13 protein-coding genes are annotated in these 11,729 nt (G+C 66.2%); 3 read left to right on the top strand and 10 right to left on the bottom strand.

Going from position 1 to position 11,729, the window contains the following annotated elements; translation table 11 throughout:
- Window positions 1-5 precede the first annotated feature (5 nt).
- Window positions 6-677, top strand: coding sequence for a GNAT family N-acetyltransferase (locus CXQ89_RS06440; protein ID WP_104160603.1), 672 nt, complete (start codon window positions 6-8; stop codon window positions 675-677).
- On the opposite strand, the gene CXQ89_RS06435 is transcribed toward CXQ89_RS06440, so the two are convergent.
- The 9 genes from CXQ89_RS06435 to CXQ89_RS06395 all read right to left on the bottom strand — a co-directional run bounded on the left by CXQ89_RS06435 (window position 574) and on the right by CXQ89_RS06395 (window position 8,443).
- Window positions 574-1,092, bottom strand: a complete 519-nt coding sequence (locus tag CXQ89_RS06435; protein WP_104160720.1) for a universal stress protein — start codon at window positions 1,090-1,092, stop codon at window positions 574-576. The genes CXQ89_RS06440 and CXQ89_RS06435 overlap by 104 nt on opposite strands.
- Window positions 1,093-1,176: 84 nt before the next feature.
- The gene (locus tag CXQ89_RS06430; protein WP_104160602.1) at window positions 1,177-2,442 is read right to left on the bottom strand and encodes a cysteine desulfurase family protein; all 1,266 of its coding nucleotides are present in this window, start codon (window positions 2,440-2,442) and stop codon (window positions 1,177-1,179) included.
- Window positions 2,439-3,329 (bottom strand): carboxylating nicotinate-nucleotide diphosphorylase, encoded by an 891-nt coding sequence (nadC, locus tag CXQ89_RS06425; protein WP_181032241.1) that lies wholly within the window; start codon window positions 3,327-3,329, stop codon window positions 2,439-2,441. Before nadC ends, CXQ89_RS06430 begins: the two co-directional genes overlap by 4 nt.
- A 23-nt stretch (window positions 3,330-3,352) precedes the next feature.
- Window positions 3,353-5,014: an L-aspartate oxidase gene (gene nadB, locus CXQ89_RS06420; protein ID WP_258059901.1), complete on the bottom strand. Its 1,662-nt coding sequence runs from the start codon at window positions 5,012-5,014 to the stop codon at window positions 3,353-3,355.
- On the bottom strand, window positions 5,011-6,324 hold the full coding sequence (nadA, locus tag CXQ89_RS06415; RefSeq protein ID WP_104160600.1) for a quinolinate synthase NadA: 1,314 nt from the start codon (window positions 6,322-6,324) through the stop codon (window positions 5,011-5,013). The genes nadB and nadA overlap by 4 nt, the downstream gene beginning before the upstream one ends.
- A gap of 3 nt (window positions 6,325-6,327) precedes the next feature.
- Entirely contained in the window at window positions 6,328-7,086 is a 759-nt protein-coding gene (locus tag CXQ89_RS06410; RefSeq protein ID WP_104160599.1) for an NUDIX domain-containing protein, read from the bottom strand.
- Between the two features lie 121 nt (window positions 7,087-7,207).
- A complete protein-coding gene (locus tag CXQ89_RS06405; RefSeq protein ID WP_104160598.1) occupies window positions 7,208-7,624 on the bottom strand; it encodes a GNAT family N-acetyltransferase in 417 nt (138 codons plus the stop codon).
- Window positions 7,591-7,911, bottom strand: a complete 321-nt coding sequence (locus tag CXQ89_RS06400; protein ID WP_104160597.1) for a hypothetical protein — start codon at window positions 7,909-7,911, stop codon at window positions 7,591-7,593. Before CXQ89_RS06400 ends, CXQ89_RS06405 begins: the two co-directional genes overlap by 34 nt.
- 28 nt (window positions 7,912-7,939) lie before the next feature.
- Window positions 7,940-8,443 carry an Lrp/AsnC family transcriptional regulator gene (locus CXQ89_RS06395; protein ID WP_104052419.1) on the bottom strand — a complete coding sequence of 168 codons (504 nt, stop codon included), beginning with the start codon at window positions 8,441-8,443 and terminating at the stop codon, window positions 7,940-7,942.
- A gap of 172 nt (window positions 8,444-8,615) precedes the next feature.
- Between CXQ89_RS06395 and CXQ89_RS06390 the strand changes: the two genes are divergently transcribed.
- Window positions 8,616-10,034, top strand: coding sequence for an amino acid permease (locus CXQ89_RS06390; RefSeq protein ID WP_372434182.1), 1,419 nt, complete (start codon window positions 8,616-8,618; stop codon window positions 10,032-10,034).
- A 252-nt stretch (window positions 10,035-10,286) separates the two neighbouring features.
- Here the strand turns inward: CXQ89_RS06390 and CXQ89_RS18780 are convergent, their stop codons facing one another.
- Window positions 10,287-10,418 carry a hypothetical protein gene (locus CXQ89_RS18780; RefSeq protein ID WP_258059900.1) on the bottom strand — a complete coding sequence of 44 codons (132 nt, stop codon included), beginning with the start codon at window positions 10,416-10,418 and terminating at the stop codon, window positions 10,287-10,289.
- Between the two features lie 348 nt (window positions 10,419-10,766).
- Here CXQ89_RS18780 and CXQ89_RS06380 point away from each other — a divergent pair, with 348 nt between their 5' ends.
- On the top strand, window positions 10,767-11,579 hold the full coding sequence (locus CXQ89_RS06380) for an alpha/beta fold hydrolase (protein WP_258059898.1): 813 nt from the start codon (window positions 10,767-10,769) through the stop codon (window positions 11,577-11,579).
- The last annotated feature ends 150 nt before the right edge of the window (window positions 11,580-11,729 follow it).

Raw genomic sequence — 11,729 nt, 5'->3', positions numbered from 1 at the left:
ATGAAATGACCAGTGCCACGGTCCTTGTTCGATCCCCGGTTGAACGCGATGCTCCCCGGCTGGCCGACATCCATATTTCAGCGTGGCGGGCCGCATACCGGGATGTCATGTCCAACGAGTATCTCGACGGCCTGAATCCCGAGGCGCAGACCAGAGGGTGGCGGCGGAACATTCTGGAGCCCAGGCCGGGAACGTTCCACTTGGTCGCGGAAACAGACAGCGGGGTCACCGGGTTCTGTATTGTCGGGCCCGCTGAGGGCGCGGCTGAATCGGATTCCGAGTCAGCCTCAGCATCAGCAACGGGCCAGCTCTACGCAATCAACGTGCATCCGGATTCATGGGCACAGGGTGTCGGCTCGGCCCTGTTTGCCGCGGCGGAAGAAAAACTCCTGTCACTGGGATACACCAGGGCGTTCCTGTGGGTTGAAGCGAGCAATAAAAGGGCCATAGATTTCTACACCCGGCGGGGTTGGCTGGACGACGGCGGAACCCTGCAGGACACTCGGTTTGATCCGCCCGTGTCAGAGCGCCGCCACAGCCGGGACCTGCTTTCGGAAGTCGCGAGCGTGTCGTTCAATCACCTGGACTTTGCCACGGCAGCAACCCGTCGTCGAGGACCGGGTGCAACGGAACAGCGACCACCGGACGGTGCTGATGGTGGGCAAGCTGAACCATGACGGAGGTGGTGAAAAACTCTTCAATTGAACCCCGGAAACCTGATTCGCGTGTGCCGACAACGATCATAGCCGCGTCCAGTTGGTCGGCCAGCCGGGCAAGCTCCTGCACCGGACCACCGGCCAGTGCACGGACGGACCACGCTACGGGGTGCGAATCCAATGCTCCCGCAATCTCTGCCCGAAGTCCGGGATCGAACACCTGGGTCTCTTCGAAAGGCAGGTCGGGATTGATGGGCTCGGACACCACCGTTCCGTCGGCTCGTTGCTTGACTTCCTCGCTGGAGGCGTCGACAGTGGCGCAGACCAAGTCCGCCCCGAGCCTGTCGGCTAACCCTCCCGCTACGTCGACCACCGCGGCAGCCGTACCGGGCACGACACCCACCAGGACCTGCGGCTTGGAATTGGGGCTGGTCATGATGTTGACTCCTTCTCTGGGACCGTCCATGAGTCTCATGTTGTACAGCTAAGGTGTCACAGCACTGCGAGCATGTGTACCGGATTAGAGCACCATCTGCCTCATGAGGCGGGGATTGCTGGCGGGCGCTTGACTCGTTGGGCCTTGCCCGCTGCAAGCGGGCCCCGGCGCCAGTCCCCCCACTGCCCCGACTGCGTCAGCCACGGCGCGTGCCGCCCGTTCGACGTCGTCCTCCGTGAGGGCAGCCGTAAACGTAAACCGCACGGCCGTCTGAGCAGTTGCCCGATCCAGCCCCATCGCTGTGAGTACAGCCGACGGTTCATCGGATCCGGCGGCACAGGCCGAGCCGCTGGAACACAGCACTCCGGCCCGTTCCAGTTCCAATAGCACCGCTTCCCCCGAGGTGCCCGGAAAGCAGAATGAGGCGTGACCGGGCAGCCGTTCGCTCCGGTGACCGGTGAGCAGGGCGCCGGGAACCCCGCGCAGCACGGCCTCGATTAGCCGGTTCCGCAGCGTCACCGTGTGCCGGGCGGCGGCGTCGCGCTCCGCTGCGGCCAGCGCCAGCGCCGCAGCCATCCCCACGGCCCCGGCCACATTTTCGGTCCCGGAACGCCGGCCGCGCTCCTGTCCTCCCCCGTGCATCACCGGCTCAAGTGCCGGCGCTCCGCGCAGGTACAACAGCCCGATCCCCTTGGGCGTCCCCAGCTTGTGTCCGGACAAGCTCAGCGCGTCCACTCCCAGGCGAGTCACGTTCAGGTCCAGCCAGCCGCCGGCCTGGACCGCGTCCGTGTGGAACGGCACGCCGGCCGCACGGCAGCGGGCGGCAATCCTACGCACGGGCTGGATGGTGCCGACTTCATTGTTGGCGTACATCACCGAGCAGAGCACCGTCTCCGGTGTCAGGGCTGCGGCGGCCTCCTCCGGGTCCACCCGGCCTGTCCCGTCCACCGGCAGCAGCGTCACGCTGAAGCCGTGGCGTCGCTGGAGGTAATCCAGGGATTCCAGCACCGCCGGATGTTCGACGGCGGTGGAGACCAGGTGCGGTGGGGCACCTGTGCCTTCCTGCACCAGACGGTCTCGCCGGTCCATCCGGTCCATCCCCGCCAGGGCCAGGCCTTTCACTGCGAGGTTGTCCGCTTCGGTGCCGCCCGAAGTGAAAATGATCTCTCCGGGGCGGCAGCCGAGCATCCGGGCCACTGTCTCCCGGGCTGCCGTCAACGCCCGGGCGGCGGATTCCCCGGCCGAGTGCGAGCTGGAGGGATTGCCGAACTCCGTGGTGAGGTACGGCCACATGGCCTCCAGCACTTGGCGCCGCGGCGGGGCGGTGGCGGCTGCGTCCAGGTAGATCACCTCAGATCCAGTCCCAGGTCCAGGGCCCGGACGCTGTGGGTGAGCGCTCCAGCGGAAATCAGGTCCACCCCGGTGGCGGCGATCTCGGCGACCGTTTCGAGCCGGACATTGCCGCTGGCTTCGGTGAGGGCACGTCCGCCGATCAGCTCAACGCCGCGGCGCAGATCCGCCGGGGAGAAGTTATCCAGCAGCACGGTGTCCGCGCCGCCGGCCAGCGCGGCTTCGATCTGGTCCAGCCGGTCCACCTCCACCTCGAAGTGCACGGTGTGCGGCAGCCCCGCTTTGGCTGCTGCCAGTGCCTGCCCCAAATCCATGTTGCCGGCGGCCAGCAGCGCCAGGTGATTGTCCTTGGCCATCACCGCATCGGAGAGGCTGAACCGGTGGTTGTGCCCGCCGCCGCACCGGACCGCGTGGCGTTCCAGGATGCGCAGGCCCGGCGTGGTCTTGCGGGTATCCGTAATCCGGGCGGATGTGCCGGCAGCCTGCGCAACAAAGGCTGCGGTGAGGGTGGCGATGCCGCTGAGCCGCTGAGCCAGGTTCAGGGCCACCCGTTCACCTGTGAGCACCGCGCGGGCGGGTCCGCTGATTTCCGCCAGAACGGTTCCGGCTTCGAAGGACTCGCCGTCCCGGACCGGGAATTGAACTGATGTTTGGGCAGAGGCGAGCCGGAACGCTGCCTCGATGACCTGGGTTCCGCAGAAGATGCCGGGTTCGCGGGCGGTGAGGACGGCCGAGGCCCGGGCTTCCACCGGGACCAGGAGTTCGGAGGTGATGTCTCCCCACGGTGCGTCTTCTGCGAGCGCCGCGGCAACGATGCGGTCCACGGCATCCTGCGGAACAGGTGCCGGCACATAAGACTGACGGGGAAGCGCTGTGCTGGTGGTCATGGAGGTGTTTCCCTTCGGGGAGCTCATGCGGTGAGGTGCAGGGTGTCGCCGGCGGCTTGCAGGCCGGCGGCTTCCTCAGCCGGGCGGATCCCGGCGTCGGTCCGGTAGTGGGCGCCCACGGATTCGGTGCGCCGCCGTGCAGCGGCCAGGAGCAGCCGTGCGCAGGTCAGCAGGTTCGCGTCTTCCAGCACCCGCACTTCCGGTGCCAAAAGGTTCGTTACCGTGCTCCCCGCCGCGTCCCGCTGCCAGCGGGCGACCTGGGCGGCGGCGGCAGCCAGCCCGTCGGCGCTGCGCAGCACCCCGGCCCGGGCGGACATGAGTTCCTGAAGGGCAGCACGGCTAAAAGCAGGCTCCTTCCGGCCCGCGTCCCCGGGGACAGGATCTTCGTCGCCGGGGACGGGAGTTTCCCCTTCCGCGGCCGGTCCGGAGGCGGGCAAGACAGTGGGCAGGGCCGTGGGAAAGGCCCCGGTTTGCCCGTCCGCCACCGCAGCGGCGCCGGCCCGGGCGCCGAATACCAGTCCCTCCAGCAGCGAATTGGAGGCCAACCGGTTTGCGCCGTGCACACCGGTGCAGGCACACTCGCCGGCGGCGTACAGCCCGGGCACCGTGGTGCGGCCCCAGAGATCGGTGGACACTCCGCCCATCCAGTAGTGGGCAGCGGGAACCACGGGCAGCAGGTCCCGTTCCCAGTCCAACCCGTGACTTCGGGTCATGGCGTCCAGGCCGGGAAAGCGCCGGGCCAGATACCCGGGACCGCGGGCGGCTGCAACACCGGTGGCATCCAGCCAGACGCACGGTTCCCCGCTATCCAGCAGATAGGCGCTGACGGCCCGGGAGACGACGTCGCGCGGAGCCAGTTCAGCGTCCGGGTGGGCGGCCCGGGCAGCCAGGCCGGCCAGCAGGAAACGTTCCCCCGCGGCATTGCGCAGTACCGCCCCCTCGCCGCGGACCGCCTCGGAAATCAGCGGATTCCCCGGCACGTCCAGCGAGGTGGGATGAAACTGGAAAAACTCAAGATCTTGCACCGCGGCACCGGCACCGGCCGCCAGGGCCACGCCGTCGCCCGTTGCCGATTCCGGATTGGTGGTGTGCGCGTACAGGGCGCCCGCTCCCCCGGCTGCGAGGATCACCGCGTCGGCCGCGAGCGGAACCAGCACTCCGTTCCGGAGCACCTTTACTCCAGTGACGCCGCCCTGTTCGAGCAGCAGTCCGGCGGCAAAGACGTGCTCCGCGACGGCGATCCGCGGTTCCGCGGCCACGGCCTGCAGCAGCGCTGCGGCAATGCCGGCTCCGGTGCTGTCGCCGTTGACATGCAGGATCCGCCCGGCCGAGTGCGCCGCTTCCCGGCCCAGCGCCAGCACCCCCGCCGGATCACGGTCAAAGGGTGTGCCCAGTTCCAGCAGGCGGCGGATCTGTTCGCCGGCTGCCGAGCAGAGAACCCGCACCGCTTCGGCGTCGCCCCTCCCGGCACCGGCGGCCAGCGTATCCGCCGCGTGCGCGTCTGCCGTGTCCCCGGAGGCCGCAGCTTCCGGCACGACGGCGGCGATTCCGCCCTGCGCCACCCAGGTGTTGGACTGCTGCACCGTACCCTTGGCGAGCACGGTTACTTCGGCCGTCGGGTCCTCCTGCACCGCACTCAGGGCGGCCATCAGCCCGGCAATTCCGGCGCCGACGACGGCGATCACGGTCGTGCCGCCAGCATCCGTTCCAGCGCGGTGCGGGCCGGCACGGCAACGGTGGCGGGAACCGTGATCCGATTCAGGACCTCGCCCCGGACCAGGCCCTCCAGCACCCAGGCTAGGTAGCCGGGATGGATCCGGTACATCGTGGAGCAGGGACAGATCACCGGGTCCAGGCAGAAGATGGTGTGCTGGGGATACTGCGCCGCCAGCCGGTTGACCATGTTGATTTCGGTGCCGATGGCAAAGGTGCTGCCGTCCGGGGCGGCGTCGATGGCCTTAAGGATGTAGTCGGTGGAGCCTGCCTCATCGGCGGCGTCCACCACGGGCATGGGGCATTCCGGGTGCACGATCACCCGCACTCCGGGGAAGTCGGCGCGGGCCTTTTCGATCTGGGCTACGGTGAAGCGTTTGTGTACCGAGCAGAAGCCGTTCCACAGCAGCACCCGTGATTGGCGCAGCTGCTCCACGGTGTTTCCGCCCAGCGCCAGCCGGGGGTTCCACGTAGGCATGGCCTCCAGCGGGATCCCCATTGCCTTGGCGGTGTTCCGGCCCAGGTGCTGGTCCGGGAAGAAGAGCACCCGGCGCCCGCGTTCGAAGGCCCATTCCAGCACGGCTGCGGCGTTGGATGAGGTGCAGACAATGCCGCCGTTCTCGCCGCAGAAACCCTTCAGCGCGGCCGAGGAGTTCATGTAGGTGACCGGGATGACGGGAAGCCGGCCGTCGTCGTCGGGCTCTGACCCGAAGAGTTCGGTGAGCTGGTCCCAGCACGCGGTCACCGAATCAATGTCCGCCATGTCCGCCATGGAGCAGCCGGCGGCGAGATTGGGCAGCACCACGGCCTGGTCCGGTCCGGAGAGCAGGTCAGCGGTTTCAGCCATGAAGTGGACGCCGCAGAAGATGATGGCCTCGGCATCGGGCCTGGACTTCGCCGCCTTGGCCAGCTGAAAGGAATCACCCACAAAGTCCGCGTGGCGGATCACTTCGTCCCGCTGGTAGAAGTGGCCCAGAATGACGGCACGCCCGCCGAGCTTTTCCTTGGCGGCTTCGATCCGCCGGTGCAGCTCGGCGTCGGACGCCTGCCGGTATTCCTCCGGCAGGCTGCCCTGCCGGGGCGTGGCGGGGGGCGCAGGATCATGCATCGAGGCGCCGGGACCGTAGTCCGGCAGCCGGGCGCCGTCGAATTCCCACGGCGGCATGGCCAGAGCCGGCGTGCAGGTGGATGTCGAGGATTGTCCGTTGGCGGCAGCTGCGGCAAAAATCAGTTCAACGGCCGTGGCGACACTGGGCGTCGAGGTACCGGGGGCATTACTCATGGGTTAGTGCTCCGTTGCTGGGTTGGTCCGGGCTGGCGGGTCCGCCGGTGTTTCGGGTTGTCCGGTCAGGAGCGCTCCGGTGTAGCGGTACAGGCGCGGCGGACGGTGCCTGCCGCCCTGCAAATACTGGTCCGTGGCTTCGATGTCCGCGGCTGCACGCAGCTGGCGCCGGAAATTGGCCGGTTCCAGCTCGCGGCCCAGCACGGCTTCGTAGACTTCCCGCAGCTGCGCCAGGGTAAAGGTGTCGCCCAGGAAGGCATAGGCGATGGAGCCGTATTCCATCCGGTTGCGCAGCCGCCACAGGGCGTACTCCACAATCTCGTTGTGGTCGAAGGCCAGCTCCCCCACCGCGGCGGCCGGAAACCAGCGGACGTTGTCATCCTCCCGGGACAAAGCTGCTTCGTCGGGCTGCACGAGGGCCCAGTAGACGATGGATACCACCCGCGGCGACGGCGACCGGTCGGTCCCGCCGAAGGCATAGAGCTGCTCCAAATACTTCGGTGCGAGTCCGGTGGTCTGCGCCAGGTTGCCGGCTGCTGCCTCCTGCAGGGACTCGCCTGCGCCCAGCGGTCCGCCGGGCAGCGCCCACAGGCCGCGGAACGGCTCGCGGATGCGGCGCACCAGCGGCAGCCACAATGCGGGGCGTCCGGTGTCGGGGTCCGGGCGGAGAGCAAAGATGACGGTGGAGATGGCCAGTGCCGGGGGCTGCCGTGCCCGTTCGGAAACGTTCGCGTATCTGTGCGCCGGATGCTGGTAAACCACTGGGCCCTTTCCGGCCGGTCCCCCGGGCCAAAGCCTGGAGGAAAGAGTAAAAGTCAGGATGACTCTAACTCATTTCGGACCAAAGGCGTGCGAGGTGTGTCACATTTGACTGCGGGCCGGATCAGGTCCCTGCGGACGGAAGGATGACGCTTGTCTGGCTGCCGGCATGGACAAAGCCCGCCCGCAGGGCCGTCCGGCAGGACGCAGCGTTGTCCGTCCGGGCACGCCACTGCGGGATGAGGCCAGCAGTGATGGCTGCCTCCGCGGCCAGCTGGGAGACACGCAAAGCGTGTCCGCGGAATCTTTCACCCGGGGCAGTGAGGACTCCCATGTGAGCGAGTGCGCCTGCCCAGACGTTATAGCCGGCGCCGGCGACCGGCCGGGCCGGGCTGTCCCTGCCATCCATGAGGATCCAGACGTGCTCAGTGCCGCTGAGGCCAGCTTCCTCCGCATCCTCAGGCAGGCAGGCACTTTCGAGCATGACCGCGTCATTGCGTCCCAGGCTCACCGGCAGCGAAGGATCGGCGGCCGGGGGCACGGTATCGCAAAAGAAGAGGGAGGCTTCTCCCAGGGCCTGCGACTCAATTCCAGCAGGACGGAGTGCCGGGCCAGCTGGGCGTCGGTCAGGGTGCGTGCCGCGGCCATCGCCCACGCCGGCCCCACCAGCACGCCCTTTCCGAACAGTGAAACGAACATCAGCAGCGGGCTGTCCCTGCTTTCACGGTACGTCCGGGTACTTGCGTCCGCCATCTCTTCTTCGTCGATGTCCAGAATCCGGGACCAGGCGAATTGGATGTTCCGTATCGTGGCGGACTGCAGCTCCATGCGGCATTTGTAGCACGGGAACCAAGGATTAGGCAGGATCAGCAGCCTGCTGCTCGGCCGGGTCCGCGCCGGACGCCGCCTCCAGCAGCGGTAGGGTCCGGCCGTCAAAATGCGTGTTCAGCACGATCACGGATGAGGACCGCACAATGGTGCGTGTCGCCACGATGGAATCTATGACGCGCTGGAGGTCCGAGTTGGAGCGGGCGGCGACCCGGGCCAGCAGATCGCTCTCGCCGGAGACGGTGTGAATCTCCTGGATCTCCGGGATACGGGCCAGAGCGGCAACCACGGCATCGTGGCCAATGTCCTGGCTGATGGTCAGCGAGCAGTAGGCAAGCACCGAGTAGCCCAGTGCCGCCGGATCAATCCGCGGCCCCCATCCGGAAATGACTCCCGCCTTCTGCATTCGGTCCAACCTTGCCTGCACGGTGGCGCGGGCCACCTGCAGCGTGCGCGAGGCTTCAAGGACGGACATCCGGGGCTCGTCAGTGAACAACGCAATAATGCGTGCGTCCAAGGCATCTGTGGGCATGCTTTCCTTCCCCCGCACGGCGAACTGCTGTGCAAACTGCAAGCATAGTGGCACAAATCATACGCATACTGAGCGACGTGCACTCACGGCATAAGATGGTTAGCTATGGCCGCGGCCGGTTTTCGGCACTCCACTCTTCACGGCATCCCCAACTTCAAAGGTGTCTTTTTTCATGACCACCCGAACGTCCGCGACCGGTTCAACCGGACCAGCCGCACCGGCACCGTCTGGATCTCCCACCGTGCGCAAGATGCGCCCCCGCCATTTGGTCTTCATGAGCCTGGGCAGCGCCATCGGCACCGGACTGTTTGTCGGTTCCGGCGCCGGAATCCAGGCGGCAGGACCCGCGGTTCTGCTGTCCTTCCTGATTGCCGGCACCATGGTCATCCTCGTCATGCGGATGATGGGCGAAATGGCCGCCGCAGACCCCAGCAGCGGAGCCTTCTCCGTATATGCCGAGAAGGCACTCGGCCGCCCGGCCGGAACGACCATCGGCTGGTTGTGGTGGCTGCAGTTGGTGATAGTCATCGCCGCCGAGGCAACGGCTGCGGCGGCAATTGTTGCCTCCATGTGGCCCGGTTCCCAGCAGTGGCTGCTGGCGCTGGTGTTCATGAGCCTGTTTACGGCCATCAATTTGGGCGGCGTCGCCAGCTTCGGAGAGTTTGAGTACTGGTTTGCACTGCTCAAAGTATTGGCGATCGTGGCGTTCCTCGCCATCGGCGTCGCCTTCATTGCCGGGTGGCTGCCCAACGTTCCGGCTCCCGGGCTGAGCAACCTGACCGGCAACGGCGGCTTCATGCCGCACGGATGGAGCGGGGTCGGCGCCGGACTGCTGCTGGTGGTCTTCGCGTTCGGAGGCACCGAGATCGTGGCCGTCGCGGCCGCCGACACCGAGGAGCCCGAAACCAACATTGCCAAAGCCATCACCTCGGTGGTCTGGCGCATCCTGGTTTTCTACATCGGGTCAGTCCTGGTGATCGTCACGATCCTGCCGTGGGACAGCGAGTCCCTGAGCACCGGGCCCTTTGTGGCCGCGCTGGCGGAGGCACGTGTTCCGGGTGCCGACGTTGTGATGGCCGTGGTGATTGTGGTGGCCCTGCTCTCGGCGCTGAACGCAAATCTCTACGGCGCTTCACGGATGGTGTTCTCACTCGCTGAGCGCGGCAGGGCTCCCCGGGCGCTCGCCCGCAAGGGCGCCAGCGGTGTCCCCCGTGCCGCCGTGGCTGCCTCGGTGGCTTTCGGTTTCCTGACGGTGGCACTGAACTATCTGTACCCCGAAACGGTTCTCATGATCCTGTTGAACCTGGTGGGCTCCACCTGCCTGGTGGTCTGGGGCGTTTCAATTGTTTCGCAGATTATCCTGCGGCGCCGTGCCGAATCCGCAGGCGTGGAACTGCGGTTCAAGATGTGGGCGTTCCCCTGGCTTTCCTACTTTGCGCTGGCCCTGCTGGCCGGCATTGTGGTGCTCGGCTTCCTGGACCCGGCGGTCCGGATTCAGCTGCTGGCCACACTCGCCCTGACCTGCGCACTGTCTTTTGCCGCGTGGCTCATGGACCGCAGCGCAGTGAAGTCCGGCCGCCAGCTTAAATAGCTGAAATTCACCGGGCCCGCATTATTGCGTTTATGCGTGCGGGTGATTTGCAGCAATTAGCAAACACCACGGAAAGATATCCAGAATCTCACTGCGGCATAAAAGCCGTAAGAAATAGTTCGCCATTGATGGGGCCGGCATTATTGCCCCGTGGCCAACAGCCGCGAAGAAACTTTCTTGAAAACTTCGCGGCTGCGGGCGTTCCGGGGAGCTGCCTGCTGCGCGCTGCCCCTGGCGCTAGTGGCCCTGGCGTTAGTGACCCTTGCGCTTCTTGGGTGCGAGCTCCGACTCGGCACTCATCTTGGCCCTTTTTTCGGCCCGCTTGTCCTTGATGGACTTGCCGGGCTTTTTCTCGTTTGAACCCTGCGGGGATTTACCTGACAATTTAGGCTCCTCTGAAAGAACAAATACGGATAGCCTCGACCATACCCGGTAAAAAAATAAAAGCCAGTCCTCACTGCTTCCGACTTCACCGACCCGGCAGAAATACTCTCCCAACAGTTGACTGTCGTAGAAATGCCCCCTGGAGCCCATGAAAAGGGCGCCGTCGCAGCACTTCACGGAAGGGGCCGGCCACGGCGGCTCCTTCCGTGAAGGACCACACCGCGCGGCGCGGCAGGGGGACTTCCGGGAAAATCGACGTACCGTATCTCTCGGGACGGCTTTGAAGACGACGAATCCCCGTACATCGAACCCGTCTCCCCTGGACCCAGCAAGCATTGGAGTACCGGCGTGGCCGAAACCCCTGTCCCCCTGCAGGTACGAGCCGTGGAAGGCATCAATCCCGGCCTGTTTGCCGAAGTTGTCCTGCCCGGCGGCGGCGCACGGCCAATGCGACCGGTGCTGCTCCTGCACGGCTTCGCCTCCTCGTCGCAGCTGAACTGGCACAACACGGGCTGGGTGAACACTTTGACCGCCGCCGGCAGAACGGTAATCACCGTGGACCTGCCCGGACACGGGCGCAGTGCTGCACCTGCCGATCCGGCAGCCTACCGGCCCAGCCGTATCCGGGCGGACTTGCTGCAGTTGCTGACGGATGCCGGCGTTCTCCCGCTGGCCGACGACGACCCGGCGTCAGGCGTGGACATCGTCGGCTATTCCCTGGGCTCCCGGCTGGCCTGGGAGCTTGGGGCCACCCAGCCCGATCTGGTGCACCGCATGGTCCTGGGTGGTCCGGGCAGCAGCGATCCGCTTGCCGATTTTGATCTGGCGGGTGCACGGGAGATCCTCGCCGGGCGCTCTGAGACGGCCGACGGCGTCACGGCCGAGTTGCTGCGAATGGCACAGGTGATTCCCGGCAACGACATGGCAGCCTTGCTGGGAATGGTGGAAGCGATCAAGGAAGAACGGTTTGTTCCGGCCGGTGCCGCTCCCCGGATGCCACTGCTGCTCGTGGCCGGCGACCTCGACACTTTTGCAACCGGCATCCCGGAGCTGGCAGAACTGTCCGGTCAGGCGGAGGTGCTCCTGCTGCCTGGCCGCACCCATGCCAACGCCGTCACCTCACGAACCTTTAAGCAGGCGGCTGTCTCATTCCTTGCCTGAACGTCGCCTCCCCCGGCGCCGGGGAACATGTGCGTGATGGCATATTACGAGTTGATAAAACCGGCAACGGGGTGCGCACTGCCGCTAAGTCAGCAGGATATGATGATTTGGCGAGCAGAGCAGAAGCGTTTTAATCAGGCTACTGATTAA

Origin of the sequence: Arthrobacter sp. ZGTC212 (genome assembly GCF_002929255.1) — a bacterium.
GTDB lineage: Bacteria > Actinomycetota > Actinomycetes > Actinomycetales > Micrococcaceae > Arthrobacter_B > Arthrobacter_B sunyaminii.
The sequence above is the reverse complement of the archived record's forward strand: the minus strand, read 5'-3'. Positions and strand labels throughout refer to the sequence as shown.

What these genes read in the sequence shown, in the direction of transcription:
- CXQ89_RS06390 (WP_372434182.1), top strand. Translation starts at nt 8,616, where the DNA reads ATGACCACCCGAACGTCCGCGACCGGTTCAACCGGACCAGCCGCACCG.
- CXQ89_RS06440 (WP_104160603.1), top strand. Translation starts at nt 6, where the DNA reads ATGACCAGTGCCACGGTCCTTGTTCGATCCCCGGTTGAACGCGATGCT.
- CXQ89_RS06435 (WP_104160720.1), bottom strand. Translation starts at nt 1,092, where the DNA reads ATGACCAGCCCCAATTCCAAGCCGCAGGTCCTGGTGGGTGTCGTGCCC.
- nadA (WP_104160600.1), bottom strand. Translation starts at nt 6,324, where the DNA reads ATGAGTAATGCCCCCGGTACCTCGACGCCCAGTGTCGCCACGGCCGTT.
- CXQ89_RS06395 (WP_104052419.1), bottom strand. Translation starts at nt 8,443, where the DNA reads ATGCCCACAGATGCCTTGGACGCACGCATTATTGCGTTGTTCACTGAC.
- CXQ89_RS06400 (WP_104160597.1), bottom strand. Translation starts at nt 7,911, where the DNA reads ATGGAGCTGCAGTCCGCCACGATACGGAACATCCAATTCGCCTGGTCC.
- nadC (WP_181032241.1), bottom strand. Translation starts at nt 3,329, where the DNA reads ATGACCACCAGCACAGCGCTTCCCCGTCAGTCTTATGTGCCGGCACCT.